The organism is Haloarcula sp. Atlit-47R, from assembly GCF_003665985.1.
Classification (GTDB): domain Archaea; phylum Halobacteriota; class Halobacteria; order Halobacteriales; family Haloarculaceae; genus Haloarcula; species Haloarcula taiwanensis.
The window spans coordinates 98,657-124,350 of sequence record NZ_QPLQ01000004.1 but is presented as its reverse complement, the minus strand read 5'-3'; the positions used below and the strand labels follow the sequence as shown (position 1 = coordinate 124,350).

Genomic DNA, 25,694 nt, shown 5'->3' with positions numbered 1-25,694 from the left:
GTCACAGACGCGGCAAGGCGGGGCGTGTCAGACGGTCGAGACAGTCGTCGAACCGGTGTCCGGGAGGGTCCCCGTCTCGTCGAGTTCCGCGATGCACTCCTCGACAGATTCCGCCCGGCCCGCGTCAGCGAAGGGAGCCACCTGTACGAGATCGCCGCCCTCGTAGACTGCGAGGCAGACGGCCGGCATGACGAGTTCCCGGCGTTTCTCGCCCGTCGTCGAACTGTAACAGAGGCGGGTGTCGAAAAACGGTGCGAGACAGACCCCGGCCTCGCGGGCCCACTCCGCGAACTCGTTGTAGAGGGGTCGCTCGGGTCCGTCACCAGAGCCCTGCAACGGGACGCGTTTCGCCCACTTGACCGTCTCAACCTCAGTGAGTACGCCACGGCACACCAGCTCCCGGAGTTCGCCTTCGATAGCGTTACAGCGTTTCCGTGACGGCGCTGGGAGGTCAGACCGGACGAACAGAGTCGCCCGTCGACCACCCGGAGCGGTAGAGCTGGACATGGGTATTCATATCTATACTTGTACTATAATAAATCATTATGTTTTATGAAGTATGATTTCGCGCCGTACTGAAATCCGTTATTCCTCATCGCTTCCATCGCCGTTTTCGGTACCGTCATCGCCCCTGTCCGGACCATCGATTTCGTCCTTTATCGACCGTAGCTCGGCATCTACGTCTACTGGCACGTCAGTAGCCTGCTCGGAGTGCATCTCGTCACTCACCCCCGGCTCATTTGCTAACCGATCTCGGATCTGATTACGCAATTGTTGGGCTTCCTGAATGAGCTCGCGGGCCTCTTCGTCTTCCGGCGTTCCTTCCACAGCCTGCTGGAGGTCTGTCAGTGCACCGTCGAGACGGGAGAGCGTGGCCCGACTCAGTTCACTCGCACGCTGTCGAACTTCGTCGGAGGCGGAGCCGGTCGATGTCGGCCGGCCTTCGGCCATCCGGAGGGCGCGCCGGAGGAGTTTCAGCGCCTCGATATTGGTCTTCAGGACCAGAATGACTGCAGGGATAGTCACGTCGCTAGTGAACCGGAGGAGTTCACCCGGCGTCGGTGGCCTCGGCAGGCCGCTGTCGGTCGTGGGCTCGACCTCCGTCTCAAGCTCCTGTAGCGTCGTGACGAGGTCCGTAATCAGAGCGGTAAGGTCGTCGTCCGAACTCATACCTCTCCCTTGTCGCCTCGGGTACTAAAGGCCGCGCCGTAGCAGTGGCCAGCGTCTGGGAGCCTCCGTCGCGGTGCCGGCGGCTAGTGTCCACGGGTGATTAGGCCAACCAAAATCCTTTTAGCTTTAGGGGTGCCTAACTCTGGTAATGCCATCACAGACGGACGATGTCGAGGCCTCCGAGGATCGCCCGGACGTTGCAGCACTGGACAGCGGTGCTGACAGAACCGTGTTCACCGAAGACGGAAACCGAGACGGCTGGATTTCGACCGACGTAACTGTCGACCTTCGACGATAGTCCGTTCGTCCCCGCTCGCGTTTCTCATTCCTTCGCGTTTCGGACTGCTCCCTGCCGGAGCGACTCACCTCACCTCACGCTGTACTCCCCGTGGTAAATGGGGAACTACCCGGGAGGAGAAACTGAGAGAGAAAGGCTTGTGCCGAGTTAGTCCATGACGAGCGTGTCGTCTTCGAGGTAGTGCTCGATGTGGTGGGCGTCTTCTTCCGTCTGCACGATGATTTCACGGAGGATCTGCGCCGTGGCGTGGTCGCCGAGGTTCTCCGCGAGATCGATGTGGTCACGGAGCGACTCGATGACGTCGCCGTACATCTCGAGGTCGTTTTCGAGCGACGTCCGGATGTCGTACACGTCCTGCCCTTCCGGTTCTACCGATGCGTGCTCTTCCTGTGCCTTGCCACCGGCGATGGGCGTGCCACCGAGAGCCTGCGCTCGCTCTGCAAGCTCGTCGGCCGCCTCTTCGGCGTGCTCGGCGGCGTCGCCGAGGAACAGGTGGAGGTCGCGGAACTCAGCACCCTCAACGTTCCAGTGGTGCTTCTTGACCTGATGATACAGCGTGTACGTGTCTGCCAGGTCCTGATTCAGCGCGTTGATTACCTGCTCGGACTTCTCCTTGTCGAGGCGGAGTTCGTTCTCTTCGACTTCCCCGAACTCGCGTCGGACGTGCTCTTGTGTTGGCATGGTCATTTTATCGTATAAGTGGAAGCCACTTAAAGATTGTTTTGTGAAAATATGTTTTCGGGAACCCAAAAATTATATTCTCAGATGGAATGGCTGGTTGCTTGAAGTGAAATATTATCCATCAATCACAACTGTCGCTTTCGCCCGGCTTTGACACCTGATATAAGAGGGAAGACGCCTACTGGGGCGACGGCCTGGAAACAACCAGCGCGACAGCGTTCTCACCGATAGCGCCGCTCTCGACCGCTGTTTCACGGAGGACCTGCTCCTGATGGACTGCGACGACAGCGGCGAGCAGGTAATCGTCGAGGCCGAGATGCGTGCCATACTCCTCCCAGACGGTTTCTCTGACCGCCACGAAGAACGTCTCTGGAGTGCGGTGTAGTACTGCGTCGTCGAATCGCTTTCGCCATTCGTAAACGAGGTCCTCGACACCCGGATTCTCGCGCATCGTTCGCTGGTGGTCGGCGAGCGCGGATCGTAACTGCTTCTCGTCGACCCTGTTCGTCTCCGCAACTCCACGGACTACCGTGTCGTCAAACGGAGCCAGGAGTGTTGCGTCAGTCATCGGACGCCGCTACGGGAGTGACGAACAAAAACACCGTCACACCGAAATCGCGGTAATGAATCGTCTAGATTCCCGCTCGCTGGGAGTTCCCCACACATATATTCGGGCCCCACTGTAACCACCGAGTAGAGGCATGGGACGATTATCGACGTTGTTTGCGCCGGAACGTGTCGCAGTGGTCGGGGCGACCGATTCGGAGGGGTCCGTCGGTCACGCGGTCACCACGAACCTGCTTGATTCGTTTACAGGGGAGGTCGTGGCCGTGAACCCGAACAAAGAGGCAGTACATGGATTGCCGTGTTACGACAACCTCGCCGGCCTGGATGACCCTGGGTCGGTCGATGTTGCCGTCGTCGTCGTGCCGCCGACGGTGGCGGTCGATGTCATCGAGAACGCCGGGGAAGCGGGTATCGAAAACGTCGTCGTTATTACTGCTGGCTTCGGTGAAACCGGCAGTGACGGGGCCGAACGCGAGCGACGGCTCCGCGAGGCGGCCCGCGAATACGACCTGAATCTGGTCGGCCCGAACAGCCTCGGCGTGATGTCGACACCCGTCGGGCTCAACGCCACCTTCGGCAATGTGATGGCCAGCGACGGCGACATCTCTTTTATGAGCCAGTCGGGCGCGTTCATCACCGCCGTGCTGGACTGGGCCGCCGAGCGCGACGTTGGCTTCAAAGACATCGTCTCGCTCGGGAACAAGGCGGTACTCGACGAGAGCGACTTCGTCGCCGAGTGGGGCGACGACCCCGATACCGACGTTATCCTGGGCTATCTTGAGGACATCAACGACGGGTCGTCGTTCGTACAGACGGCTCGTGAGGTGACACAGGACACGCCGATTGTCCTCGTCAAGTCCGGCCGGACGGACGCGGGTGCGAGCGCGGCGGCCTCCCATACCGGCGCGATGGCCGGATCGGAGCGGGCCTACGAGGCGGGCCTCGACAAAGCCGGGACGCTCCGCGTCGAATCCGTACAGGAACTGTTCGACTACGCCCAGATTCTCGCGGGCCAGCCGCTCCCGGACGGAGACGAAATCGCTATCGTGACGAACGCCGGCGGTCCCGGCGTGATGACGACCGACGCGGTCGGCGACTCGGACCTGCAACTCGCGCAGTTCGGTGACGAGACGTTCTCCCGGCTCCGCGAGGAGATGCCCGACGAGGCCAACATCTACAACCCAGTCGACATCATCGGCGATGCGCCTGCGGAACGCTTCGAGACAGCACTGGAAACGGTGCTGGCGGACGACAATGTCTCGATGGCCGTCGTCGTTGCCTGCCCGACGGCAGTGCTTTCCTTCGAGGAACTCGCGGAACGCGTCGTCGAGCAGCAGGAGCGGTTCGAGAAGCCCGTTGCGGCGACACTGATGGGCGGGAAGTCGGTCGATGCCGGTGCGAACGTCCTGAGCGAGGCGGGCGTGCCGAACTACTTCGACCCGGCCCGCGCCGTCGGGAGTCTGGACGCGCTCAGACGCTATCGTGAGATCAGGGCGACCGAGTACGAGGAGCCGACGACCTTCGACGTGGACCGCGAGCGGGCCCGCGAGATACTCGAATCCGGTGCCCGGCGCGGGTCGAATCGGCTCGGTGTGGAAGCGATGGAACTGCTTGACGCGTACGGGATTCCGACACCGCAGGGCGATGTCGTCTCCTCACCCGTCGAAGCAGAGGCTATCGCGGAGGAGATCGGCGACGACGTGGTGATGAAAATCGTCAGCCCGGACATCCTGCACAAGTCGGACATCGGCGGCGTCGAGGTCGGTGTCCCCGTCGAAGACGTCCGAGATACCTACGAGGACCTCGTCGTCAGGGCGCGCAACTATCAGGAGGACGCGACGATTCTCGGCGTTCAGGTACAGGAGATGGTCGACCTCGACAACGGCGTCGAGACGATCCTCGGAATGAACCGCGACCCGCAGTTCGGGCCACTGCTGTTGTTCGGCCTCGGCGGTATTTTCGTCGAGGTGCTCGAAGACAACACTGTCAGTGTCGCCCCTGTCAGCGAGACCGAGGCAAGAGGGATGCTCGACGACATCGACTCCGCACCGCTGTTGCGCGGTGCGAGGGGCCGCGACCCCGTCGACGAAGCGACGCTCGTCGAAACCATCCAGCGGCTCTCGCAACTCGTCACTGACTTCCCCGCTATCGTCGAACTGGACATCAACCCCCTCGTCGCGACGCCCGACGGGGTGCAGGCGGTCGACCTGCGGCTCACCCTCGACCAGGAGAAACTATGACCGACACGAACACGCTACTCGTCACGTCACTGGAGGAAGGTATCGGCAAGACGGCTATCACGCTCGCGCTAGCGACGCGCGCCCACGACGCGGGCTACGACGTCGGCTACATGAAGCCCAAGGGAACGCGCCTGCGGAGCGCGGTCGGCAAGACGCGGGACGAGGACCCGATGCTCGCCCGCGAACTGCTCGATCTGGAGACCGACCTCCACGACATGGAACCCATCGTCTACTCGCCGACGTTCATTCAGGAAGCCATCCGCGGGCGTGAGGACCCGGATGACCTCCGCAAGCGACTGCAGGAGGGTATCGAGGCGTGCTCGGACGGGACCGACCTGCTCCTTGTCGAAGGGAGCAGCGATCTGGCGACTGGCAGTATCGTCGATCTTACTGACATCGATATCGCGGAGCTGCTCGACGCCCGCGTGCTGTTAGTCACCGGCTACGACACGCCCAGTGACACAGACGAAATTCTGTCTGCGGCCCGGGCAATCGGCGACCGGCTGGACGGCGTCCTGTTCAACGGCGTCACCGACGCGACGGTCGATGAACTCGCAGACGACGTGGTTCCGTTCCTCGAAGGCGAGGGGATTCCAGTCCACGGCATTCTGCCGCGTGACCGCTCGCTCGCCGGCGTCACCGTTGCCGACCTCGCCCGGAATCTCGGCGCGGACATCCTCACTGGCGATGCCAACACCGACGTACACGTCGAGCGGTTCAGCGTCGGCGCAATGAGCGGGAGCAGCGCGCTCGAACGCTTCCGGCGGACGCGCGATGCCGTCGTCGTCACCGGCGGTGACCGCTCAGAGGTCCAGACCGCGGCCCTCGAAGCGTCCGGTATCAAGGCGCTCCTTCTCACAGGTGGGTTCCAGCCCCCCAGTGCGGTTATCGGACAGGCGGCCGAGAAAAACGTCCCAGTGCTGTCAGTCCAGTCGGATACGCGGACGACGATAGACAGGGTTGAGGAGGTACTTCGAACCGGGCAGACGCGCAACGAGGCAACGGTCGACCGTATGCAGACGCTACTTGACGACGGTGTCGACATCGAAACGCTGCTGTCAGTCGATCTGTAGGACCGTCGTTTCGGCTGGGGGTTAGTTCGTTCCTAACGGAACACGGTCCCGCGCTACGGGGTAATCTCCAGATGAAACGTGCCTTACTATTTTAGTGATCGGTAGTCAAGCATCAGATGGAGCCTCACCGGCTCCGTAGTGTCACACGACGGGGGTCTGCCCCCGTTCCATCCCCTTGGGCAACGCACCGACAGCTACTGCTTGAGAGCCGGCTGTAACACTGACTGCGGGAGATGCGTTCTGAGGACGTCAACCACGCAGTCCGCCGGTTCGATGTCAAGCGGTGGAACGGACCAGACGGCACATCCAGTCATCCGCTCGATTACCTCCGGATTCGTGCGTTCTGCGGTCGTCGCACCTTCGTATTCGTTGAGCACGACACCGACGACTGGCACGCCTCTCCGGCGGAGCGCCTGGACTGTTAGCGCCGTGTGATTGAGCGTGCCAAGCCCCGAACGGGCGACGACCAGCGCAGGAAGCCCGACATCCCCGACGAGGTCGATGACCTCTCGACCGTCCGCCAGCGGGACACGCAGGCCGCCGATACCTTCGACGACGGCTGTCTCGCTCCCTGCTACGATGTCGGCGACCCCGTCGCGAATCGCCTCGTAGGAAAGCGTGACATCCTCGGCTGATTCTCTCGCGGCCACTTCCGGTGCCAGTGGCGGCGACAACCGTTCCAGACAGACTGCGGCGTCCGCGGTCCCGCAGACGGACTCGACGAACGCCGCGTCGTCGTCCGGCGGATGTCCGGTCTGGCAGGGCTTGATAGCGACCGCCTCCGTACCCGCGTCCCGTAGCCAGCCCGTCAGCCCGGCGGTCATAACCGTCTTGCCGACGCCGGTGTCGGTGCCGACGACAAACACGCCGTCCGCAGCGATGTGGCCAGTCCCGCGGTCAGAGCCCGAATCCCCACTTGTGTCGCTCATAGCACATCCACCGCTTTGCCCGCGGTTCGGAAAGCGTCGAGACACCGCGCAATGTCGTCGTCGGTATGTGTCGCCATCGGCGCGACCCGGATACGAGCGGTCCCCTCTGGTACCGTCGGCGGCCGAATCGCAGGGGCAACGATACCGTGGTCGCGCAGGCGGTCGGCCAGCTCCAGCGCGTCCCTACGGTCGCCGACGACGACCGGAAGAATATGCGTCTCGCCAAGCACCTCGTAGCCCATGGTCTCCAGCCCGTCCCTGAGTGTCGCCACGGTGTCCCAGAGTGCCGTCGTACGGTCAGTCTCGCGAGCGATTCGCAGCGCCTCTTGAGCCGCCGCGGCGTTCGGTGGCGATAGGCCGGTCGAGAAGACAAACGACCGCGCGGCGTTCAGCAGGTATTCAATAAGCACTTTGTCGCCGGCGATATAGCCACCCTGGCTCGCCAATGCCTTCGAGAGCGTGCCCAACTGCACATCGACGCGGTCACTCAGCCCCTCGCGCTGGACGACACCGCCACCGCTGTCACTGAACAACCCCGTCGCGTGTGCCTCATCGACCATCACCCACGCGCCGTACTCGTCGGCGGCGTCGCAGATAGCCGACAGGGGCGCGATATCTCCGTCCATCGAGAACACAGAATCGGTGACCACGAGCCACTGTTCGTCCCCGTCGACATCGGCCGCTCGCGTGTCCAGTTTCGCCCGGAGGTCGTCCGGGTCGCAGTGGTTGTAAACGACCGTCTCGCTCGCCCCGACGCGACAGCCGTCGATAATCGAGGCGTGGTTCAGTTCGTCCGAAAAGACGACATCCGGGGCCAGCGCGTCGATAGTTCCGATGTTGGCCGCGTAGCCCGACGAGAACACCAGGGCTCGCTCGGTCCGTTTCGAGGCCGCGAGGTCGCGCTCCAGCCGGCGGTGGACCCGCGTGTCACCAGTGACCAGCCGTGAGGCCCCTGCGCCGGTCCCGACAGTCCGTGCGCCAAGTTCGGCCGCTCGCTGGACCCGGCTGTCGTCGGCCAGCCCGAGGTAGTTGTTCGAGGCGAAGACGGCGGCCTCGTCCCCGAATTCCGGTGGTTCTCCCTTCGGGTCGTCGGCAAAGCGGGTCCGCGCCGAGACGGACTCGGCGACTTCCAGATGCCGGCGGAGGTTCTGTGCCTCGCGCTGTTCGAGTCGGTCGTTCAAATCGAAGCCGTGAGTCATGAAAAACAGAATCAAGCGGTTTCAGAAGCCGGGCATCAGGTCGGCAGGGCCGAACACACCGTAGTGCCCGGCGCGGTTGTTGCGGACGCCGGCTTTCAGATAACCCAGTGCCGGCCCGTTGACGTTGGCCTCCATGCTCGTCACATCATCCAATTCGAAGGTATTCGTTCCCGTTTCTCCGTCGAATGTTGTGCCCGTCACGCTGACCGTCGTCGTGGTCGGTTTCTCGTCCGAGCGCACGTCGAGGACGCCGCCAACGTGGACGTCCTCGGCGTCACAGATGCCCGCACGCTCCAGTAGCACGTCGTCGGCGTGCTCCATGTCGTGGAACTCAAGCACGCCGTCGTGTTCGTCGATGAGTTCCTCGATTTCTGCTTCGCTCATCTCCCGGGCTGTCTCGATGTCGTAGCCGTCGAGATGGGCGATGTCCTCCCGGACCGTCCCCCGGTTGTCCTCGTAGCCGGACTTGAGGCCGACGCCCCACCAGATCTCGACTTCCTCGACCTCGACGAAGGACTGGGCGGCGAGCGCCGCCGCGCCGGTCAGGAAGCCGGGGGTCGCGCCCGCCCCGCAGACGAACGTGATGCCCGACTCCTTCAGTTTCGCCTCGCGGTCGTCGAGCATCCCGATGACGCGGGAGCGCTTGAGCACATCTATCATGACTCCCTCGTAGTCGGCCTCAGCGAAGCGCTCGGCCACGCGCGGGATGAAATCGTGTTCGAGGTTCGGCAGTGCCAGCAGAACGGCGTCGACAGCGTCGCTCTCGTGGATAACGTCGTCGATGGGCGTTTCTGTGGGTTTCCCCTGTTCGCTTGCGATAATGCCGGCCTCCTCGCCGTGCTGTTTGACGCCGTCGGATTTGGCGGCGGCCGCGCCGCCGTCGGTCGCAACGTCGTCGTCGAATCCGCCGTCTTGTGGCCCACTCGCGATATTGCCTTCCGTCGCCGCCAGCAGTTCGTCCACGTCGAGACCGTCGTGGTCGATCGCCACGCCGTTGCGGTCACAGGCCGCGACGGCGGTGAGGCCGTCCTTGTGCTGTGAGACTTCGAGCGTCCGCCGTCCGATACCACCGGTTCCAAGCACTGCAAAGCGTATGTCGTCCATTGTCAGTCGTCGGATTTGAGCTCTGATTTGGTCTGTGCTGTTCCTGCCGCCGTCTCGGTGTCTGTCTCGTCGGTCGCGCGTTCTTTGACCGCCTCGGGGTCGAACTCGTTTGCTTCGGTGTTCGGTTCGAGCCCGGCCTCCGCCATGATTTCGAGGTCGTCGGCGGCCGTCTGGCCCTCAGTAGTGAGGTAGTCACCAGTGAGAATGCCGTCCGCGCCGGCCTCCAGTGCGGCCACCTGTCCGTCCGTATCGAGATTTACCTCGCGCCCGCCGGTCAGGCGCACGCGGGATTCGGGATGGAGCAGGCGATACACTGCGATGGTCTTGACGACCTCCTCGGTCGTGATGTCGGGCAGCCCCTGTTCGGCCATGGGGGTTCCAGCGACCGGGTTCAGGATGTTCACCGGAAGCGAGGAGATCCCGATATCTTGCAGGGCCATCGCCGCGTCGACTCGGTCCGTCGGGGACTCGCCCATCCCAAGAATTACGCCGGCACATAGGTCCATGCCGGCGTCCTTGGCGACCCGGAGCGTCTCGACCCGCTTCTCGAAGGTGTGGGTCTGGACGACCTCCGGGAAGTATCGGGGCGAGGTCTCGATGTTGTGATTGTAGTGGTTCAGCCCCTCGTCGGCCAGAATCGCCGCTTCCTCCTCCGTGAGGATGCCGAGGCTGGCGTCGACCTCCACGTCCGTCTCGTCACGGACGAGGCGGATGGCTTCGAGGACCTCCTCCCACTCCTCCGGGCGGTTCTCCTTCGAGACGCCCTTCTCGGCGACGACGATTCCGAACCGCTGTGCGCCGTCGCGCTCTGCCCGCTGTGCGGCCTCCAGTATCTTCTCGGGGCCGAGGAAGCCGTAGTTGTCGATGCCGGTGTCGAAGTGGACCGACTGGGCGCAGAAGCCACAGTCTTCCGCGCAGTTGCCGGCTTTGGCGTTTACGATTGAACACGCATCAACCGTGTCGTCGCCCAGTTGCGTGCGGACGTAGTCGGCCCCGGCCGCCAAGTCGTCGACCGGCTGTGCGATGAGTGCTAGCCCGTCCCGGCGGTCGAGGTGTTCGCCGTCAAGCACGCGGGCGACGGCGTCGTCTACCGTTTGGTTGCCCGTCTCGTAAACCACACTCTCGGTGTCGGTTGACGGTCTGATAAAGATTCGGGTGAGTCCGGCGATGGATGTGTCAGCCGCGGGGGTACGGTTTTACCAGCCCCGGTGCTACAGACCCGCATGGCTGGTTCGACGGAGACGGGAACCGAACACGTCGCCGAAGACGGCCACGAACACCGGAGTCGATGGCCGCTCGTCGCTGCAATCGGTGCCGCGTCGCTGTATCTGAGCGTTGGTCTGGTGTTCGTCGGGCTGGACCTGGTTCCGACCGTAGTCCCGCTCGCGCTAGGCGTACTCGGCGCGGGCGGTCTCGTCGCGGGGCTCGCTGGCTGGGCCAACGAGGCGTTCATCGCCGACTACCTGCAGCGGCCCGGAGACTCCAGCGCAGACCTGTACGCCACGACGATGATCCTGTTCCTCGTCTCCGACGTGGCGACGTTCGCCGCTGGCTTCGTCTACTACGCCGTCATCCGGGCCGGGTCGTGGCCGCCGGCCCACCTCCCGCCGCTGCTCGGCTCGCTCGTGGTCGTCAACACGGCGCTACTTCTCGCTAGCAGTGTGACGCTCCACTACGGGCATGAGGCACTCGAAGACGGAAACCGGAAGCGGTTCCTCGGCCTGCTCGGGGTGACGCTCGCGCTCGGCGTCGTCTTCCTCGGCGGACAGGTGTACGAGTACTACGAGTTCGTTGCCGTGGAGGGCTTCGGCATCGGCTCGGGGGCGTTCGGGAGCGCGTTCTACGGCCTGACCGGCCTCCACGGCCTGCACGTCGCGCTCGGCGTCCTGCTGCTCGGTATCGCGTTCGGTCGCGCGCTCCGGGGCCACTACACGCCCGAGCGGGACACGGCTATCCGGACCACGTCGCTCTACTGGCACTTCGTCGACCTCGTGTGGGTGGTCCTCGTTGTCGTCCTCTACGTCGGCGCTGCGCTCTGAATGAACGCCGAGTGTATGGTCGCTACTTCGACCGGCCGGCCCGCTGTTCTAGCCGCACCAGTCGCCGGTACAGGGGCGGGGCCAAGATGCCGAGAAAGCCCAGCGCAATGGCGAACACGCCGAGCGGAAACTGGAGCGGCGCGGCCGCGAAACAGGTGTTCTCGGCGACGAGAGTAACGTAGTACCGCTCGCCCTCGTAGGTAACGATAGACCCGCGACGGAAAGCATCGGCGTTGGGTACGCTACCGACGACTTGTTCCTCACCGACCGGGTCGTCTACAGCCGTCAGAAACGCCGTCTGCTCTGCCGAAGAGAGGTCTTCGAAGGTTACCTGTGGGAGCCGCGGCCCCTCGTCCCCACCGAACCGCTCGGCGGTCTCCTCCGGCCCTTCCACGCCGATAGTCGGGTTTCCGCAGTTCTCCAGCTCCGGTTCGATAATTGCGTAGCCGCCGGGCACGGCTCCGGCGATACCGACTGCGATGAGCAGGACGCCGACGAAGGGCGCGAGATACTGGAACACGAACGAGTCAGCGCCGTCGCTCATCTGTCAGCCGCCCCCATCGGTCCGGGTCTGTAGCACCTCGTCCGATTTGAGATACTGGAAGGTCACGGTCAGCCCGATGCCGTACGCCCAGTGGGAGACGACGACGAAGGTGAGGTAGCCGACGAACGCGAGCCCGCTCTGGCCGGTGTAGAAGGCGATGGCGAACCCGCTGGAGATGAGCGTCGCAAACACCAGCCCGGTTTCGAACAGCAGGCGACCGGGGAGGTAGTCGGAGAACGCAAGGAACAGGAGCGGCCAGGTGACGGTCCCGCCGATGAGGAACAGGACTGCGCCGATGGCCGGGCTCGCGGGCAGTCCGACCAGTTCGGCGATTTCACCGAACGAGACGGGGTCGAGGACGCCGATGAGTATCGCTGTAATAAGTCCGCCACTCATCAGGACTGTCCCGACGAAGCCGCCGGCTGCGGCCATCCAGGCGTTCCGAGAGACCGTCTGGGCGACGGTGCCGACGCCGCCGGCCAGCCCAGTCGGTTCGGCTTCAGGGGCGTAGGAGCGCCGCGTCGTCTCCGGCTCCGTCGGCTCCATGTCGTACTTGTCCATCAGCCGCTGTTCGAACCACTGCCACTCGCGGGTGAACTGGTTCGTCGCCTTCAGCCCCCACGGGTCCGTCGTCGTCACGGGCGTCCCCCGCCAGTAGGAGACAAGCATGTTGTACAGCCACAGCAGGGCGCTCAGGCCGATGACGTAGCCGCCCACCGTCGCAATCTGCTGGGCGAACTGGTACTCCGGCGGGTAGATGGCCTGCCGCCGCGGGAGCCCCAGCCCGCCGATGACCAGCAACGTCATGAACGTCACGAACGAGCCAAAGACGATGAGCAGCGACTGGAACCGCGCCAGCCGCGTGTCGTACCACCGGCCGGTGATGAGCGGGTACCAGTAGTAGCTCGCGGCGATCATCAGGAACGGAATGATACCGACGACGATGAGATGGAAGTGCCCGACGACGTAGTAGGTCCCGTGATAGAGGATGTCGACGGGGATGACGGCGAGGAACACGCCGGTGACGCCGCCGACGATGAACGTCCCGATGCCGCCGGCACACAGAATAAATGGCGCAGTCAGCCGGATGTCCCCTTCCCACATCGTCGTGATCCAGTTGAACACCTTGATGGCGCTCGGGACGGCGATGGCGATGGAGACGGCCATAAAGGAGAGTTTGACCCGCGGGTCAGCACTTGTCGTGAACATGTGATGGGCCCAGACGCCAAAGGAGAGGACGCCGAGCCCCAGCGTCGAGTAGACGATGAACTGGTAGCCGAACAGTTTGCGGCCGACGAACTTCGGCAGGATGAGGCTCATCAGCCCCGTCGCCGGGAGAAAGAGGATGTACACTTCGGGGTGGCCCCAGAACCAGAACAGGTGTTGCCAGAGGATGGCACCGCCGCCTTCGGTGGCGAAGAAGGCCGTCCCGAGGTTCCGGTCGAGCAGGAGCATCACGAGAGCGCTCCCGAGCAGCGGGAAGGCGAACAGCGCAATCCCGCTTGTGACAAGCATATTCCACGAGAAGATGTCGAGATTTGCCCAGCTGACGCCCTCACCGCGCTCGTAGACGATTGTGGTGATGAAGTTGATGGCTCCGACCGTGGTGGCGATGCCGGAGAGATGCAAGCCGAGCAACAGCAGGTCAATCTGTGGGTTCGGTTGCTGGACCGACAGCGGGGCGTACAGCGTCCAGCCGACGCTCACCTCCCGCATCGTGAGGAAAAACCGGATGGCCTCCGCCGGGAGCACCAGGTTCAGCACCTGGCCCAGCACCTGAATCAGGAGGCCCATCCGGACGAGCAGCAGCGCCGGGGGCAAGAGCCAGAACCCGACGGCGTTGACCCGCGGAAATGCCATATCGTCGGCCCCGATGAGCAGCGGCAGGACGTAGTTCCCGATGCCAAAGAACACGGGCAGGACGAAGAATATCAGCATCGTCAGCCCGTGCGTTGTAAACAGCGCGTTGTACGTTTCCGGCGTCCAGATGTCCGCCGGCGGCGTCAGCAGTTCTGTCCGGAGCATCATCGCGTCGACACCGCCCCATAGACCGGCGGCAGTGCCGAACGCGATGTAGAGCAGACCGATATCCCGGTGGTCCGTTGTCGTCAGCCAGCGGTACACTTCAGACTGGAGTCGACCGATTTCGAATTCAATCTCCTCTCGGGTCGTGTAGCCGCCGTCGCTCTCCGGTCGTGCTTTCTGCCGCTCCCGGAGCCACAGAAGAAGCACCGCCAGCGCCAGCACGGCCAGGGCGGTCCCCTCGACGATAGCCCTGTTCAGCATCTGTCTGTGGCTCGGCACGCCGGGACGAGTGCTCGGTCAGTCATGCTATACGTTACCACTTTCTGACAGGCCCACGGTCATAAAACTACGCAGGGGGCTTGGGTCCGTAGCAGTCACGGCCTCTATGTCCGTGGCTTGGGCAAGTTATTTGACATGCGAATTGGTACAGTGTGACAATGCGTCTCCGACGGCGCGTGATACAGGCAAGTCTTGTCGTGGTCGGACTCTCGCTACTTGCTGCGCCGGCCACAGCGCAGTCGGTCAACAGGGCGGCTATCGACGACCTCAACGAACAGCTCCTGTACGTCGCTCTGCCGCTGACATTGTTCGTCGAACTCACGCTCGTGTACGTGATCTACCGGTTCCGGAACAACGACGACCCGCAACCGACGGTCGACGACCCGGCGCTAGAGGTGACCTGGACGGCCGCGACGGGCGCGATACTCGTCTTCGTCGGCGTCTCGGCGTTCGTGGTGATGGCGAACCCCTACATCACGCCCGCGGCGGCCCAGGCCGCCGACGGGGACGACGCCTTCGCGGACGACACCGAGATAGACGTGCTCGCCTACCAGTGGGGCTGGGAGTTCGCCTACGCAGAGGCGAACGTCACGACTGAAGAACGGCTGGTCCTTCCCGCGGACAGGAACGTCACGTTCAGGCTGCAAACGACGGACGTGATTCACGCGATCTATATCCCGCAACTGGGCGTCAAACAGGATATCTTCCCCGGCCGGACGATGACAGCCAGAACGCGCGCCACCGACCCCGGCGAGTACCGGCTGTACTGCGCCGAGATGTGCGGGGCCGGCCACAGCAAGATGGACGCCACTGTTGTCGTCAAGAACCAATCGGCCTACGACGCCTGGCTGGAGAACCGGACGGCCACGGCGGGCTGAGCCTTCTCAGTACAGGTCGTCGAGTTCGTCTTCGGTGTGGCTGTGTGACTCGCCCGGGAACTCGCCAGACTCGACGGCGTCGATATACTCGTCGACAGCGTTGGCCACCTCACCGCGAACGTCACCGAACTGCTCGGCGAAGGGGGGACTCCGCTCAGAGAGGCCAACCACGTCGGTGAACACGAGCACCTGGCCGTCGCAGTCGCCGCCGGCTCCGATGCCGATGGTCGGGATGTCGACGGTCTCAGTAACCTGAGCGGCGAGGTTGGCCGGGATGTGTTCGAGCACCAGCGCGAACGCGCCGGCGGCCTCGTGTTCTCGCGCGAGGTCGAGGATTTCCTCGGCCTCCTCCCGGCCGGTCGCCTGTCTGGTGTAGCCGGTCTGGTTCACGCTCTGGGGCGTGAGCCCGAGGTGGGCCATCGTCGGGATGCCCAGCTCCGTCAGTCGCTCAGTCAGCTCGACCGTATGTGGCCCTGATTCGAGCTTGACCGCGTTCGCACCCTCCTCTTTCAACATTCGTCCGCAGTTCTGGATGCTCTCGCTCTCGTCTGCGCCGAAGGAGAGAAACGGCATATCGGCGACGACCAAGGCGTCGTCTGCGCCGCGTGCGACCGCGCCGACCCGGGACGCCATCTCGTCGAGGGTGACCGGGAGCGTGTCGTCGTGACCGAGAACGGCGTTCCCCATACTGTCGCCGACGAGAATGATGTCCACACCGGTGTCATCTACGATGCTCGCGGTCACGGCATCGTACGCTGTCAGCATCGTGATCGGCTCCTCACCAGCCATCGCCTGCAGATCCCGGACAGTTGGCATATCCGAGCGGGGGCGCGCCTCCGCCTTACCTGTTCGGGTTGCGCGACTCGGTCAGGAAATCGCAAGGCGCTTGCCCCACCTAGCTGTACCATCGGACGTGCCAACAGTCGAGAAGACGGACCCGGACGGCGTAGATTTCGGGTGGGTAATGCAGGTCACGTTCGTGACGACGATTCTCGTCGGCTCGCCGCTCGTCGTCCTCGCGTCAACCGCGGTCACGCTTCAGACATGGACCGCGCGGGCGCTGTTCGCGGTCCGCGTCGGCGCGCTCATCTGGTTCCTGACGGCCGTCTGTGTCTACCTCTACGCGCGGTACCGGGCCTGATCGAACTCGCTCGCCCACTCGAAGGCCATCCCGGCCCGCTGGGCGGCCGTCGCGTCGCTCTCTGAATCGCCGACAAATACGGCTGCACCGGGATCGACCCCGATTTCGTCGGCGATCGCCAGCAGTCCCTCCGGATCCGGTTTCGATGACGCGACGGTGTCACGGCCGACGACCGGGCCAACGTAACTGTCGAGGTCATGAACGTCCAGCGCCAGCTGGCACGCCTCCTCTGCGTTGAGCGAGCACACGCCGACAGGGACGCTGTGTGGGAGCCCCTCGGCGAGCGCCAGTCGCTCCGACTCGTGCGCACCGGTCCGCTCGTGGTCGGTGATCGTCGCTTCGACGGCGTCACGGTGGCCAGTCTCCGAGGACAGCGTCAGCATCTCCCAGAGGTCGCGGGCCCCAGGGTCGACGTTTCGGTCGCGCAGGACCGTCGCAACGTCGCTGGTCACCGTCCCCCAGTCGACAGCCAGCCTGACGAGCGTCCCGTCAAGGTCGTAGATGACGGCGTCGTGTGTCACATACAGTGGTACGGCCGACGCCCGCAAAACCGCTTCGCACTCTTGGACTCACTCCAGCAAGTCCTGTGCGATGATGTTTTGCTGGATTTCGCTGGTCCCCTCGTAGATAGTCGTCACCTTCGCGTCGCGGTAGAAGCGCTCGACGGGGTAGTCGGTCGTGTACCCGTAGCCGCCGTGGATCTGGATCGCCTCGTTCGCCACATCGACCGCTGTCTCACTTGCGAAGTACTTCGCCATGCTCGCTGCCGCTCTCGGCTGCTCGCCGCGTTCTAGTTGCTGTGCGGCGTTCCACGTCAGTAATCGCGCGGCCTGCACATTCGTCGCCATGTCCGCGAGTTTGTGCTGAATCGCCTGGAACTCGCTGATCGGCTGGTCGAACTGTTCGCGTTCCGTGGCGTAGTCGAGGGCCTCGTCGAGCGCGGATTGTGCGAGGCCGACCGCCTGAGCGGCGATAGCGACCCGGCCGGTCGTCAGAATCGACAGCGCTGCGGCCAGCCCTTTGCCTTCCTCAGTCAGTTGGTAGCGCTCGGGCACGCGGACGCCGTCGAACTGGAGGGGGGTCGTGTCGCTCGCACGGAGGCCGAGCTTGTCCTCTTTTTCGCCGGCGGTGAGCCCGTCGGTGTCTTTCGGCACCAGAAACTGCGTTATCGAGTCGGGGTCGTCGGGGTCGGTCTTCGCGAAGACGATGACGACGCCAGACCGTTTGCCGTTGGTTATCCACTGCTTCTCGCCGTTGATGACGTACTCGTCACCGTCCCGTCGAGCGGTCGTTGACATCTCCCGCGGATTCGACCCCGCCTGTGGTTCTGAGAGCGCGAACGCGCCGACCGGGCGGCCGTCGACCATCTCCGGGAGCCAGTCGTCTTGCACTGCCTTGGAGCCGAACTGTGCGATACATGAGGTCGCGAGGCAGTGGACAGACAGCGCCGTCGCGACCGCAAGCGACCCATACGCGAGTTCCTCGTTGACCAGCGCGTACGTCGGCTTGTCGGCGTCGAAGCCGCCGTATTCGGCTGGCGTCGTCAGTCCAGTGATGTCGATATCTGCGAGCCCGTCCCAGCACTCTTCGGGAAAGGACTGCTCACGGTCGGCATCGGCGGCTTTCGGGCGGATATCCTCGACGGCGAACTCTCGAACGGTGTCACGGATGGCTCGCTGCTCAGCGGAGAGATCCATACCAACAGTTACGCCGGAGTCGGCAAAATATCAGGGGGTCAGCTGGACTCGACGAGGTCGATGTCGAGGTACTGTTCGAGCGCCTTGATCGTCGACCCGCCGACGTTCGCCTGCGTCGCGCGCCCTTGCTCGACAGCGAGGATGTCCGCTTCGTCCAGATCGAGCTCCTCGGCCAGTTCACTCGTCTGCAGTCCCTCGTCTTGGCGCGCCTCTGTCACGCGCTCGCCGTACTTGCTGACCAGATACGGGAGCTGGTCGTCGTCGTAATCAGCGCCGTCCTCCCAGTGAGACGTGTCGGCTTGCTGTGCGTCCTGTAGCTTCGCCGCGTTCTGTGCGGCTTTGCGTTTCCGGTTCTGCTCGTCGCGCGAGCTGTCACTACCCGTCGTTCGCTCGTTTTCCCCGTGGTCACGTGCACAGCTGTCACACACTTGGAGGGTCGCACCAGCGACGTTCGCGGTCTGGAGGTCGCCGCCGTCGCTACCGCAGAGCTCACAGCTCCCGCCGGCGCTGTCGCCACCACTGCCGGTCGAGTATTTGGCCATGCCCCCCGTAGCGGTTTCGTGATATTTCAAACGTCCGGTTCGACCGAGTGTCACACCCTCCCGGGGCGGCTCTAAACGAAAGCGCTTTTATTTACCCACCGGGAACAGTTGAATGCACTAAGCAAGAGCGCGCGTGGGTAGCCAAGCCAGGCCAACGGCGCAGCGTTGAGGGCGCTGTCCCGTAGGGGTCCGCCGGTTCGAATCCGGTCCCACGCACTCTCAGAGTGCAGGTGCATTCCCTTGGGACTGCACCCACGCAAACTTACTTCGGACACAACGCTTCCAGAGCGTTCGCCGTCCAGTCCGTTCTCAAGAAATCGAGAGACGTGTCCCGAGCGAGCGCACGCCTCGCTCACCGCATCTCGTCGAGCGCGACAGCGTGCTCGATGTCGACCGAAATCCAGTGAGTCGGGAGCTCACCGTCCTGATCGCTGAAGACGGTGAGCTCCGTCGGGTTGTCCGCATCGTCGACCGCATAGTCGAAGCGAGTTGCTCCCGCGGGGCGAGCAGACGGGTCACGGAGTGGGTCATACACCGACATCGTCAGTCCCTCGTTTGGAACGAGGCGGACATTCCTCATAAGCGGCAGTTGCGATTCCTGCGGTGTGGGAATCAGGTCTGACACCGAGGGCGGAGTCTGTAGTCGGAGTGTCCAGGCCGGATTCGAACCAGAGCAAGAAATGCTCGCTCACAACGGTTCGCTGCGCGTTCTTTGCAGGGTTCGAATCCTCATTCCGCATTCACGCCACTCACGAGTTGTTCAAGCCGAGAAGTGCGCGGGACCGGATTCGAACCGGCGGACCCCTACGGGATAGCGTCCTAAGCGCTACGCCTTTGGCCTGGCTCGGCAACCCGCGCGCACCAGTCGATATCCGCGTTGGCATCAAGAACCCTTCGCTTGCCGGCGACGAAGGTTTAGGTGGGAGGGGGAGCAATGGAGTGATATGTACCGCGCCAGTGACCGCATCGAGCACGATACGTGGTTGTCCGACATCGAAACAGCGTCGGACAGGCTCGACCTCGGGACGGCGGCGCGGTCCCACGCGGTCGACCTGTTTCTCTCGACAGTCCCGGAGGAAGACCGATCGAAACAGGCGACGATGGCGGCCAGCGTGTACGTCGGTGCCTTGGTTGCCGGTGAGGAGCGCTCCCAGTCAGCCGTCGCAGAGGCGACGGGCGTCTCCCGGTTGACGATTCAGCAACGCTGGAAGGACCTGCTGGAGACAGCCGGACTCGAAGCGCCGGGCTGGTAGCTACGGAATGTTTTGTCGGCCAGTGCGGTTCGGGGTGAGGTTCCCGTGTTCGTCGATTTCGCCCTTGACGATCCGGGTCGACGAAATGATGTCGCCGTCTTCGGCGCGGACGTGCGGGACGACTTCGATTTCGAGCGGGTCGTGGCCCCGTTCCTCGCGGATTTCGTTGATTCGGCGGCCGCCAGTCTCTGTCTCGGGCGAGACGACGAGCGTGTCGAACTGCGGCTCCGTGGCGATGCCGGTCGGCTCGGTGAGTTCCCGGACCTCCCACTCGCGCCCTTTCTCAGCGGCGAGCGTCGCGAGTTCGTCGGCGAGTGCGGATTGCCGTTCGCTGAACGGGCGAACGTGGCGCTGGTCGTGGCGCGTCTTCGGCGCGAGGTCGTCGCTGGTGAGGCCGACTGTCACGTCCCCGAGTTCGAATGCGCGTTCGAACAGCGCGCGGTGTCCGTCGTGAATCGGGTCGAACGTTCCCCCCAGCGCGACATTCATATCCCGGGCAACGGCACGGGTAGGTTTAGTAATATCGACTTGCGAAACAGCTCGCTTGAGCGGGGTTTGACTACACGTCGGCGTCGTCGTTCTCGTCCTCAGATCCGCCCTCGTCGCTGCCAGTATCTTCGCTCGCGTCGGCGTCGTCGTTCGCATCCTCGACAGAGATCGTTACCGGCTCGTCGTCAGGTTCTAGTGTCGTTTCGCCACCGATGTGATCGTCGAGGTTGAACACCGTGTTCAGTTCCGACTGGATGTCACCGACGATGGTGTTGACGAGGTCGCTCGGCGAGATGGCGCTGTACTCGTAGGGGTTGTTGCCCGCGCCGTCGCTCTCACGCTTTTGACGCGTTACAACCTCTTCCTCGGTGAGCGCGGCCAGGGCCTCGCGGACAGTGCTCGGATACAGGCCGGTCCCCTCGGCTATCTCCTCGCTGGTGCTTTCGGGCTGCTGTCGCAAGTGAACGTAGATCCGCGCCCGCGTCTCCGTGTCGAGGACCCACGCCAGCAGGTCGACAATCCCTTCGTCGAACTGCTCGACCGCGCGGTCTGCCTCCTGCTCGATTCGGTCACGGACATCGTCTGTGTCCTCGAGGTCGTCGTGGTCGGTGTCGTCTGCAGACATACGTTGTCTCTGTGAGGACAAAAGCTACAGCTGAATAAAAACCTTGGCTATAGCTCTCTGCCGTGCCAATCAGCCGGTTCCGGTCCCAGGTCAGGCCAGTCGCAGTGAGTCCGCGAGCGCCATGACACCCTCCTCCGAGCGAAGCCGGCGCTGTCGCTCTGCGCCGCTTTCGCGGTCATACAGCTCCCACAAACCATCGATATCAAGTCGGTCACTCTCGATTTCGACCAGTTCTTCGACAGAGCGTGTGGTCGAAAGATCGCGCGACAGCAGGTCCGCGGACTGGCCGTGACGGATCGCGCGCCACTTGTTCTCGTCGAGGAACTCTCGGCGGAGTTGTCGGCCGGATTCGCCGTCCTCGTAGCGCTCAGCGAGGTCGACGACGAGTTCGTGGACGTACTCGACGAAGGCAAGCACGCGGTCCGGATCGGCCTGCCCGTCCGGCGCACGCACTTCGACGGTGCCGTGGCCGGAGTGGGGTCGCACGTCGAACCAAAGTTCGCCCCGGTCGTCGATACTGCCCGTTTCGAGCATCCGCCGCTCGTACGCCTCGAAGGCGTCGTAATCGTCGAACGCCGTCGGCATCCCAGTGTTGGGCAGGGCCTCAAAGATCTTTCCGCGAGCGGACTGCAACCCGGTGTCGAAGCCGTTCCAGTACGGGGAGTTGGCCGACAGCGCGAGCATCAGCGGGAGATGCCAGCGGAGTTCGTTCGCCACCCACACGGCCTTATCGGCGTCGTCGACACCGACGTGGACGTGCAGGCCCGCGGTCGTGTTGCGGTGCTGTGGATACTGGATGCGGTCCAGCTGTGACTTGTAGCGTGGCTTCTCGGCGTGTTCGAGTTCGCGCCACTTCGCCAGCGGATGCAGGCCCGCGGCGGCGACCCCGAACCCGTTCGCGTCGGCGTGGCCGACCAGCGCATCCCGGACCGACCGGAGGTGGTCACCGGCGTCCGCCGGATCGTCGATACGCGGTGTTTGTGTCTCGATAACGCACTTGAACAGTTCGTGATCGAGCCGGCCGTCGAGAACCGCTGGCGGCTCCGTTTCGTAGACGAGCTCGTCCGTGCCAGACGTCGGGCGACCGAACTCGTCGACGACGTAGAACTCTTCCTCGATGCCGAGCGTCCCCATCCGGGTAAAATGCTCGGCAGAACCCGTCGCGTCCATTACTCAGCACATCGGAATCGACCCGCTAAAGCCTTCCGTCCCTGCCCGCACAGCCCGCATAACTGGTCCGCGCGTGAAGTAAGTCGCGTGAGCAGAAGGGACCGAATCAGTCCTCGCGGGGCCGGGCAACGATACCGAGGTGATCCTCGTGATACGGGTCCAGACGCGCCGTCTCAAGCAGTTCGTACTCGGCGCTGAGTTCCTCGCGGACGCTGTCGAACACAGTGTCGGGGTCGGCGGTCACGTCCTCGCTCCGGGCCTTGATCGCCGCGAGGAGCCGGCCGTTGTCGCCGAGGAACCGCTTGTTGAGCGCCGCCACCCGGGCCTGCCCTCTTGTCGCCACGTCCTGCACGACGACATCGACCGGTTCGACGACGTGGGCGTAGCTCCCGGGCTTGCGGGCGTCCTTGAGCAGCGGGAAGAGGTTCGGACGGCTCTCCGCGGCGTCGAGCAGTTCCCGAACCGGCCGAGGGGCGAACTCGACGGCGTAAGTCGGGCCACAGAAGTCGGCGACGTGGCTCACCGTTGTCCCGGCCGCCGCACCGAGATACAGCACCGTCTCGCCGCCGTCGAGGCCGGTGTCCATTCCCTGTTCGAGCATCGCGCCGAGCTTCGAGCGGTGGGGGTCCCACCGCCGCCAGTCGCCGTCGGTCCGCTCGCCGTACACCGGCTGTCCCTGTGTGGCGAGGCTCGCCTCGCCGCCGAAGTCGTGGCGTTCGACGCCGTTTGGCAGCGTCATTCGTCGTCTCCCTCCTCGGCTCGTGCCTGAATCCGTTCGATTCGGTCGTCGAGTTCCGCCTGCAGGTCCGGCCGGCGGTCGCCGCTGTAGTGGTCGATACGGGCGGCAATCGAGAGCTTCCCGGCGAGTGCTCGCGCGGCCGACCCGCGGTCCTCCCGGCGAGTTCCGCGCACGTACTCGTGGGTGAAGATGACGCCGTGTTTCGGCGACGGTGCGTTCCCCTTGAGGTGGGCAAAGAGCGCGTCTTCCGCCCCGAGAACCTGCACCGTCCCGCTCGGTTTCTTCGCCAGCGCTTCGAGGCCGCCGGCCAGTGAAATGAGCCGGGCCGCCAGCACTGGTCCGGCCAGCATCGAGAGGTTCGGCGCAACGGCGGGCGCGGTCCGCTCGATGTACGCCCGAAGCGAGTCCGCCTCGTCGGCCAGCCCGGCCGTCTGCTCGGCGAGCGCTCGAAGTGCCGTGTCGCCCTCGTCCTCGTCCTCCCGGTCGGCCAGTGAGCGGGCGTACTCGACGCCGCTTCCGCTGTCGCCGTATCGGCTTCCGCCCCATTCAGCGACCCGTTCGGAGAGTTCATTCGCCGTGCGTTCGCAGTCGGCCATCGCCCGCACCGCGTGGACAAGCTGCTGGTCGTCAGCGCCCTCCTGTTCGGCGACCGCCGCGCTGGTGGCCGCCATCGTCACCTCGTGCAGCCGGTCGTAGTAGGCCGCTTCATCGTCTGCGAACCCCGCCGCGACGGCCTGTTGTGGCCAGTCTTCCGGCGTGTCGGCTCGCCCGGCCGCTATCTGTTCGACAGCGGCCGCGTCGTCGTCCGGGTCCAGCCCGGCGAACCACCCGTTGCTCATAGCCGTGTGTGCACGCCGGATGCGAAAAAGTGACCCGGTTAGCGTCTGCGAACCGTGCTCAGTCCCGTTCCGCCCTCAGCGCATTCCTGGCGGCGGCCCGCGGTCCCGCGGGTCGTCGTCGCCGTCCTCTTCTTCGAGGTCGATACCGGCCTCCTTGCGTCGGCGAATCACCGCCTGTAGCTGTCGGTAGTAGTACAGCGTTCCCACGACGCCGATGACGATGGCGATGGCCGACAGGCCGCCGAACAGCCACAGGTCACGGTCGAGGTAGTACCGGACGATAATCTGGTCGGCGGTCACCTCGTCCCAGCGGATGACCTGCTGGCCGTCGACGGTCTCGGACTCGTAGCCACCCGGGCTAATCCGTGAGAGGAACGGTATCCCAGCCCCAGTGTTGGGCGGGAGTACGACCGTGTACGATCCGTCTTCGACGAGGGTCGGGGAGGCGAAGCGCTTGCCGGTCCGCCCAACTGAGTACCCCACTTTTCCGGAGACGTTCCCGGAGAGATTGACAGTCGTTCGCTGGCGGGTTTCCGAGGCGCTCAGCGAGGAGTTGGCGGCGCTAACGACAGTTCCGTTCTCGTACCGGAACCGAAGCGCACTGATGGGGACGCTCCGCTCGCGCCCGAGGCCGTCGACGGTGTACACGTCGAACGTCGTCTCGTTTTCGACGGCGTAGACGGCGGTGTATTTCGACTCCTCGATGACGATGGTCCCGTCTGCCGAGGTGTTCCAGTCGTAGCTCGCGTTCTCGTTCAGCCGCTCCGGGTCGACCTCTTCGGAGCCGAAGAAGCCGGTACAGCCCGAGAGGGCGACCAGTGCGAGAACGGCGACCAGCAGGAGGTGGCGGCGTTTCATGGCTCGAAAGTCAGGGCACGATTGCCAGCAGCTCCGACGGCATGTACTGCCCGATGTCGGCGAGCAGTCCCGGCGGGTCGGTGTCCGGGTTACAGACGATGCTCTGTTCCAGCAGGCCGATGCGTTCGACGGTGACGATGTCCTGTGCGTGGCCGGCGCGGTTGACCGTGGCGCGCGCCTCCGAGCGGGTGACGCTGTTGGCGTTGATGCGGCCGTTGCCGCGGGTCCACTCGTAGAGGCGATCCTGTTCGACTTCGGCGAGACGCGGCGGGTCGCCGGCGACGAACCGGAGCGGCAGGTGCTGGACCAGTCCGAACCGCTTTCGGATCTGGGTCGGCGTCCCCTGGCCGAGACCGAGCTGCTCAGCCGGAATCCGGACCGTCTGGCCGAAGCCGACATCGAGAACGAAGCCGTCCTCGTCCCACGAGTCGAGCGTTCCGACGTACGTCTCCCCGTCCTCGTGGTCGGCGACCAGCTCGCCGAACTCCTCGCGGAGGAGGTTTCGCGCAACGGTTTCGTCGGGGCCGTCGACAGTCACCGACGGGAACTCGTCGTCCCGGAGGCCGATGTCGTATTCCACGTCGAGGTCGCCGAGTTCGTTGCCGACCATCGAGCGCAGTCCGTCGAGCGTACGGTCCCGGGCGTCGCCGGCGACGTACACTTTTGTACCGAGAACGACCATCAGGCTTCCACGTCCACGTCGGCGTTCAGCTCGTCTCTGAGCTCCTCGATGCGGTTCTCCATCGCGGTGACGAGACGGGTGTTCTCCATCGTTTCGACCTGATTGCCACACTCGGGACACTCGAAGCCGAACTCCATCGCCTCGCCGAATTCGAAGCGGATGCCACAGTGCTCACAGAGGTAGAACTCGTTTTCCCGCTCGTACTCGCGGCGCTCTTCGAGGCCGTCGAGCAGGCGGTGCATCTCCTCTTGCAGTTGCTCGGGAATCTTCTCGTACTGGAACGTCCAGAGGTACGTGAGCCATCCGGAGTCCTCGTCTCGGAGCCGACGATAGGTCGCGAGGTCGTTCTCGTAGAGAATAAACAGCGCTCTGCGCACGTCGTTCAGTTCGAGCCCGAGCTCTTCGGCCAGTTCCTCGTCGGTCACTTCGCCGTCCGGCGGCGCGGCGGCGACCGGCATCCCTTTCGGTCCGACCAGCTCGTGGAGGTACTTCTGTATGACGGGGTCCTCCAAGAGTTCCTCAAAAGCCATTACCCGCACATCCGGGAGTCACGTGGTTAAAACCATCGGGTCGTCCTCTCTTGAACGCCGACACGGGACGGGACCGTGCTGCTGGCACGGAGCGCTCTCGAGC

The 25,694-nt window shown here is 64.1% G+C and carries 30 protein-coding genes and 2 tRNA genes; 8 read left to right on the top strand and 24 right to left on the bottom strand.

What is annotated here, in order from left to right; genetic code table 11:
- Window positions 1-27 precede the first annotated feature (27 nt).
- Together DVK00_RS15435 and DVK00_RS15430 are read right to left on the bottom strand one after the other, a co-directional pair.
- Window positions 28-507, bottom strand: coding sequence for an HTH domain-containing protein (locus DVK00_RS15435; protein ID WP_121577968.1), 480 nt, complete (start codon window positions 505-507; stop codon window positions 28-30).
- Window positions 508-585: 78 nt separating this feature from the next.
- Entirely contained in the window at window positions 586-1,170 is a 585-nt protein-coding gene (locus tag DVK00_RS15430; RefSeq protein WP_101350069.1) for a hypothetical protein, read from the bottom strand.
- Between the two features lie 148 nt (window positions 1,171-1,318).
- Here DVK00_RS15430 and DVK00_RS21805 point away from each other — a divergent pair, with 148 nt between their 5' ends.
- On the top strand, window positions 1,319-1,468 hold the full coding sequence (locus DVK00_RS21805) for a hypothetical protein (protein ID WP_004517997.1): 150 nt from the start codon (window positions 1,319-1,321) through the stop codon (window positions 1,466-1,468).
- A gap of 147 nt (window positions 1,469-1,615) precedes the next feature.
- On the opposite strand, the gene dpsA is transcribed toward DVK00_RS21805, so the two are convergent.
- Window positions 1,616-2,149 carry a DNA starvation/stationary phase protection protein DpsA gene (gene dpsA / locus DVK00_RS15425; protein ID WP_101351437.1) on the bottom strand — a complete coding sequence of 178 codons (534 nt, stop codon included), beginning with the start codon at window positions 2,147-2,149 and terminating at the stop codon, window positions 1,616-1,618.
- Between the two features lie 178 nt (window positions 2,150-2,327).
- Entirely contained in the window at window positions 2,328-2,717 is a 390-nt protein-coding gene (locus tag DVK00_RS15420) for a hypothetical protein (protein ID WP_121537532.1), read from the bottom strand.
- 133 nt (window positions 2,718-2,850) lie between these two features.
- Between DVK00_RS15420 and acs the strand changes: the two genes are divergently transcribed.
- The gene (gene acs / locus DVK00_RS15415; protein ID WP_121577967.1) at window positions 2,851-4,956 is read left to right on the top strand and encodes an acetate--CoA ligase alpha subunit; all 2,106 of its coding nucleotides are present in this window, start codon (window positions 2,851-2,853) and stop codon (window positions 4,954-4,956) included.
- The gene (locus DVK00_RS15410) at window positions 4,953-6,029 is read left to right on the top strand and encodes a phosphotransacetylase family protein (protein ID WP_101350066.1); all 1,077 of its coding nucleotides are present in this window, start codon (window positions 4,953-4,955) and stop codon (window positions 6,027-6,029) included. Before acs ends, DVK00_RS15410 begins: the two co-directional genes overlap by 4 nt.
- Window positions 6,030-6,223: 194 nt before the next feature.
- On the opposite strand, the gene bioD is transcribed toward DVK00_RS15410, so the two are convergent.
- From bioD to bioB, 4 genes are read right to left on the bottom strand one after another with little or no spacing between them, the layout of a single operon-like run.
- On the bottom strand, window positions 6,224-6,958 hold the full coding sequence (gene bioD, locus DVK00_RS15405) for a dethiobiotin synthase (protein ID WP_101350065.1): 735 nt from the start codon (window positions 6,956-6,958) through the stop codon (window positions 6,224-6,226).
- Window positions 6,955-8,157: an aminotransferase class I/II-fold pyridoxal phosphate-dependent enzyme gene (locus tag DVK00_RS15400; protein ID WP_121577966.1), complete on the bottom strand. Its 1,203-nt coding sequence runs from the start codon at window positions 8,155-8,157 to the stop codon at window positions 6,955-6,957. The genes bioD and DVK00_RS15400 overlap by 4 nt, the downstream gene beginning before the upstream one ends.
- 21 nt (window positions 8,158-8,178) lie before the next feature.
- A complete protein-coding gene (locus tag DVK00_RS15395) occupies window positions 8,179-9,261 on the bottom strand; it encodes a transcriptional regulator (protein WP_101350063.1) in 1,083 nt (360 codons plus the stop codon).
- A gap of 2 nt (window positions 9,262-9,263) precedes the next feature.
- Complete coding sequence (gene bioB, locus DVK00_RS15390) at window positions 9,264-10,379, bottom strand: biotin synthase BioB (protein WP_121577965.1); 1,116 nt, start codon at window positions 10,377-10,379, stop codon at window positions 9,264-9,266.
- Window positions 10,380-10,484: 105 nt separating this feature from the next.
- On the opposite strand from bioB, the gene DVK00_RS15385 reads away from it, so the two are divergent.
- Window positions 10,485-11,300 (top strand): heme-copper oxidase subunit III, encoded by an 816-nt coding sequence (locus DVK00_RS15385; protein WP_101350061.1) that lies wholly within the window; start codon window positions 10,485-10,487, stop codon window positions 11,298-11,300.
- Window positions 11,301-11,322: 22 nt separating this feature from the next.
- Here the strand turns inward: DVK00_RS15385 and DVK00_RS15380 are convergent, their stop codons facing one another.
- The gene (locus DVK00_RS15380; protein WP_101350060.1) at window positions 11,323-11,844 is read right to left on the bottom strand and encodes a hypothetical protein; all 522 of its coding nucleotides are present in this window, start codon (window positions 11,842-11,844) and stop codon (window positions 11,323-11,325) included.
- Window positions 11,845-11,847: 3 nt separating this feature from the next.
- A complete protein-coding gene (locus DVK00_RS15375; protein ID WP_121537540.1) occupies window positions 11,848-14,130 on the bottom strand; it encodes a DUF6789 family protein in 2,283 nt (760 codons plus the stop codon).
- Between the two features lie 176 nt (window positions 14,131-14,306).
- On the opposite strand from DVK00_RS15375, the gene coxB reads away from it, so the two are divergent.
- On the top strand, window positions 14,307-15,026 hold the full coding sequence (gene coxB, locus DVK00_RS15370) for a cytochrome c oxidase subunit II (protein WP_121512300.1): 720 nt from the start codon (window positions 14,307-14,309) through the stop codon (window positions 15,024-15,026).
- Between the two features lie 6 nt (window positions 15,027-15,032).
- Here the strand turns inward: coxB and panB are convergent, their stop codons facing one another.
- The gene (gene panB / locus DVK00_RS15365) at window positions 15,033-15,842 is read right to left on the bottom strand and encodes a 3-methyl-2-oxobutanoate hydroxymethyltransferase (RefSeq protein WP_101350058.1); all 810 of its coding nucleotides are present in this window, start codon (window positions 15,840-15,842) and stop codon (window positions 15,033-15,035) included.
- 97 nt (window positions 15,843-15,939) lie between these two features.
- Between panB and DVK00_RS15360 the strand changes: the two genes are divergently transcribed.
- Window positions 15,940-16,167 (top strand): DUF5822 domain-containing protein, encoded by a 228-nt coding sequence (locus tag DVK00_RS15360; protein ID WP_004961369.1) that lies wholly within the window; start codon window positions 15,940-15,942, stop codon window positions 16,165-16,167.
- Here DVK00_RS15360 and DVK00_RS15355 read toward each other — a convergent pair.
- The 3 genes from DVK00_RS15355 to DVK00_RS15345 are packed head-to-tail and all read right to left on the bottom strand — an operon-like array spanning window position 16,146 to window position 18,406.
- Window positions 16,146-16,688, bottom strand: coding sequence for an HAD family hydrolase (locus DVK00_RS15355; protein ID WP_101350057.1), 543 nt, complete (start codon window positions 16,686-16,688; stop codon window positions 16,146-16,148). The two genes, DVK00_RS15360 and DVK00_RS15355, sit on opposite strands and share 22 nt — an antisense overlap.
- A gap of 48 nt (window positions 16,689-16,736) precedes the next feature.
- Window positions 16,737-17,864, bottom strand: coding sequence for an acyl-CoA dehydrogenase family protein (locus tag DVK00_RS15350; RefSeq protein ID WP_101350056.1), 1,128 nt, complete (start codon window positions 17,862-17,864; stop codon window positions 16,737-16,739).
- A 38-nt stretch (window positions 17,865-17,902) separates the two neighbouring features.
- A complete protein-coding gene (locus DVK00_RS15345; protein WP_053968180.1) occupies window positions 17,903-18,406 on the bottom strand; it encodes a multiprotein-bridging factor 1 family protein in 504 nt (167 codons plus the stop codon).
- A 131-nt stretch (window positions 18,407-18,537) separates the two neighbouring features.
- On the opposite strand from DVK00_RS15345, the gene DVK00_RS15340 reads away from it, so the two are divergent.
- Window positions 18,538-18,622 (top strand) — tRNA-Leu (locus DVK00_RS15340).
- A gap of 136 nt (window positions 18,623-18,758) precedes the next feature.
- On the opposite strand, the gene DVK00_RS15335 is transcribed toward DVK00_RS15340, so the two are convergent.
- Together DVK00_RS15335 and DVK00_RS15330 are read right to left on the bottom strand one after the other, a co-directional pair.
- A complete protein-coding gene (locus tag DVK00_RS15335) occupies window positions 18,759-18,986 on the bottom strand; it encodes a hypothetical protein (RefSeq protein WP_232794546.1) in 228 nt (75 codons plus the stop codon).
- Between the two features lie 193 nt (window positions 18,987-19,179).
- Window positions 19,180-19,264: transfer RNA gene (locus tag DVK00_RS15330), tRNA-Leu, on the bottom strand.
- Between the two features lie 86 nt (window positions 19,265-19,350).
- Here DVK00_RS15330 and DVK00_RS15325 point away from each other — a divergent pair.
- A complete protein-coding gene (locus DVK00_RS15325) occupies window positions 19,351-19,659 on the top strand; it encodes a cyclin (RefSeq protein WP_101350054.1) in 309 nt (102 codons plus the stop codon).
- Here the strand turns inward: DVK00_RS15325 and DVK00_RS15320 are convergent, their stop codons facing one another.
- The 8 genes from DVK00_RS15320 to tfe form a co-directional block, all read right to left on the bottom strand.
- Window positions 19,660-20,148: a phosphopantetheine adenylyltransferase gene (locus DVK00_RS15320; RefSeq protein ID WP_121513754.1), complete on the bottom strand. Its 489-nt coding sequence runs from the start codon at window positions 20,146-20,148 to the stop codon at window positions 19,660-19,662.
- 70 nt (window positions 20,149-20,218) lie between these two features.
- The gene (locus tag DVK00_RS15315; protein WP_101350052.1) at window positions 20,219-20,773 is read right to left on the bottom strand and encodes a winged helix-turn-helix domain-containing protein; all 555 of its coding nucleotides are present in this window, start codon (window positions 20,771-20,773) and stop codon (window positions 20,219-20,221) included.
- Between the two features lie 90 nt (window positions 20,774-20,863).
- On the bottom strand, window positions 20,864-21,943 hold the full coding sequence (locus DVK00_RS15310) for a glutamate--cysteine ligase (protein ID WP_101350051.1): 1,080 nt from the start codon (window positions 21,941-21,943) through the stop codon (window positions 20,864-20,866).
- A 106-nt stretch (window positions 21,944-22,049) separates the two neighbouring features.
- A complete protein-coding gene (locus tag DVK00_RS15305) occupies window positions 22,050-22,682 on the bottom strand; it encodes a fibrillarin-like rRNA/tRNA 2'-O-methyltransferase (RefSeq protein ID WP_101350050.1) in 633 nt (210 codons plus the stop codon).
- Window positions 22,679-23,521 carry an NOP5/NOP56 family protein gene (locus DVK00_RS15300; RefSeq protein ID WP_121513752.1) on the bottom strand — a complete coding sequence of 281 codons (843 nt, stop codon included), beginning with the start codon at window positions 23,519-23,521 and terminating at the stop codon, window positions 22,679-22,681. Before DVK00_RS15300 ends, DVK00_RS15305 begins: the two co-directional genes overlap by 4 nt.
- Before the next feature lie 75 nt (window positions 23,522-23,596).
- Window positions 23,597-24,379 (bottom strand): DUF5803 family protein, encoded by a 783-nt coding sequence (locus DVK00_RS15295; RefSeq protein ID WP_121577964.1) that lies wholly within the window; start codon window positions 24,377-24,379, stop codon window positions 23,597-23,599.
- Between the two features lie 10 nt (window positions 24,380-24,389).
- On the bottom strand, window positions 24,390-25,061 hold the full coding sequence (locus DVK00_RS15290; RefSeq protein ID WP_101350047.1) for a DUF2110 family protein: 672 nt from the start codon (window positions 25,059-25,061) through the stop codon (window positions 24,390-24,392).
- A complete protein-coding gene (gene tfe, locus DVK00_RS15285) occupies window positions 25,061-25,591 on the bottom strand; it encodes a transcription factor E (protein WP_004592762.1) in 531 nt (176 codons plus the stop codon). The genes DVK00_RS15290 and tfe overlap by 1 nt, the downstream gene beginning before the upstream one ends.
- Between the last annotated feature and the right edge of the window lie 103 nt (window positions 25,592-25,694).

Coding starts and splice junctions, on each gene's coding strand:
- DVK00_RS15435 (WP_121577968.1), bottom strand. CDS start 507: ATGTCCAGCTCTACCGCTCCGGGTGGTCGACGGGCGACTCTGTTCGTC.
- DVK00_RS15430 (WP_101350069.1), bottom strand. CDS start 1,170: ATGAGTTCGGACGACGACCTTACCGCTCTGATTACGGACCTCGTCACG.
- DVK00_RS21805 (WP_004517997.1), top strand. CDS start 1,319: ATGCCATCACAGACGGACGATGTCGAGGCCTCCGAGGATCGCCCGGAC.
- dpsA (WP_101351437.1), bottom strand. CDS start 2,149: ATGCCAACACAAGAGCACGTCCGACGCGAGTTCGGGGAAGTCGAAGAG.
- DVK00_RS15420 (WP_121537532.1), bottom strand. CDS start 2,717: ATGACTGACGCAACACTCCTGGCTCCGTTTGACGACACGGTAGTCCGT.
- acs (WP_121577967.1), top strand. CDS start 2,851: ATGGGACGATTATCGACGTTGTTTGCGCCGGAACGTGTCGCAGTGGTC.
- DVK00_RS15410 (WP_101350066.1), top strand. CDS start 4,953: ATGACCGACACGAACACGCTACTCGTCACGTCACTGGAGGAAGGTATC.
- bioD (WP_101350065.1), bottom strand. CDS start 6,958: ATGAGCGACACAAGTGGGGATTCGGGCTCTGACCGCGGGACTGGCCAC.
- DVK00_RS15400 (WP_121577966.1), bottom strand. CDS start 8,157: ATGACTCACGGCTTCGATTTGAACGACCGACTCGAACAGCGCGAGGCA.
- DVK00_RS15395 (WP_101350063.1), bottom strand. CDS start 9,261: ATGGACGACATACGCTTTGCAGTGCTTGGAACCGGTGGTATCGGACGG.
- DVK00_RS15385 (WP_101350061.1), top strand. CDS start 10,485: ATGGCTGGTTCGACGGAGACGGGAACCGAACACGTCGCCGAAGACGGC.
- DVK00_RS15380 (WP_101350060.1), bottom strand. CDS start 11,844: ATGAGCGACGGCGCTGACTCGTTCGTGTTCCAGTATCTCGCGCCCTTC.
- DVK00_RS15375 (WP_121537540.1), bottom strand. CDS start 14,130: ATGCTGAACAGGGCTATCGTCGAGGGGACCGCCCTGGCCGTGCTGGCG.
- coxB (WP_121512300.1), top strand. CDS start 14,307: ATGCGTCTCCGACGGCGCGTGATACAGGCAAGTCTTGTCGTGGTCGGA.
- panB (WP_101350058.1), bottom strand. CDS start 15,842: ATGCCAACTGTCCGGGATCTGCAGGCGATGGCTGGTGAGGAGCCGATC.
- DVK00_RS15350 (WP_101350056.1), bottom strand. CDS start 17,864: ATGGATCTCTCCGCTGAGCAGCGAGCCATCCGTGACACCGTTCGAGAG.
- DVK00_RS15345 (WP_053968180.1), bottom strand. CDS start 18,406: ATGGCCAAATACTCGACCGGCAGTGGTGGCGACAGCGCCGGCGGGAGC.
- DVK00_RS15335 (WP_232794546.1), bottom strand. CDS start 18,986: ATGAGGAATGTCCGCCTCGTTCCAAACGAGGGACTGACGATGTCGGTG.
- DVK00_RS15325 (WP_101350054.1), top strand. CDS start 19,351: ATGTACCGCGCCAGTGACCGCATCGAGCACGATACGTGGTTGTCCGAC.
- DVK00_RS15320 (WP_121513754.1), bottom strand. CDS start 20,148: ATGAATGTCGCGCTGGGGGGAACGTTCGACCCGATTCACGACGGACAC.
- DVK00_RS15315 (WP_101350052.1), bottom strand. CDS start 20,773: ATGTCTGCAGACGACACCGACCACGACGACCTCGAGGACACAGACGAT.
- DVK00_RS15310 (WP_101350051.1), bottom strand. CDS start 21,943: ATGGACGCGACGGGTTCTGCCGAGCATTTTACCCGGATGGGGACGCTC.
- DVK00_RS15305 (WP_101350050.1), bottom strand. CDS start 22,682: ATGACGCTGCCAAACGGCGTCGAACGCCACGACTTCGGCGGCGAGGCG.
- DVK00_RS15300 (WP_121513752.1), bottom strand. CDS start 23,521: ATGAGCAACGGGTGGTTCGCCGGGCTGGACCCGGACGACGACGCGGCC.
- DVK00_RS15295 (WP_121577964.1), bottom strand. CDS start 24,379: ATGAAACGCCGCCACCTCCTGCTGGTCGCCGTTCTCGCACTGGTCGCC.
- DVK00_RS15290 (WP_101350047.1), bottom strand. CDS start 25,061: ATGGTCGTTCTCGGTACAAAAGTGTACGTCGCCGGCGACGCCCGGGAC.
- tfe (WP_004592762.1), bottom strand. CDS start 25,591: ATGGCTTTTGAGGAACTCTTGGAGGACCCCGTCATACAGAAGTACCTC.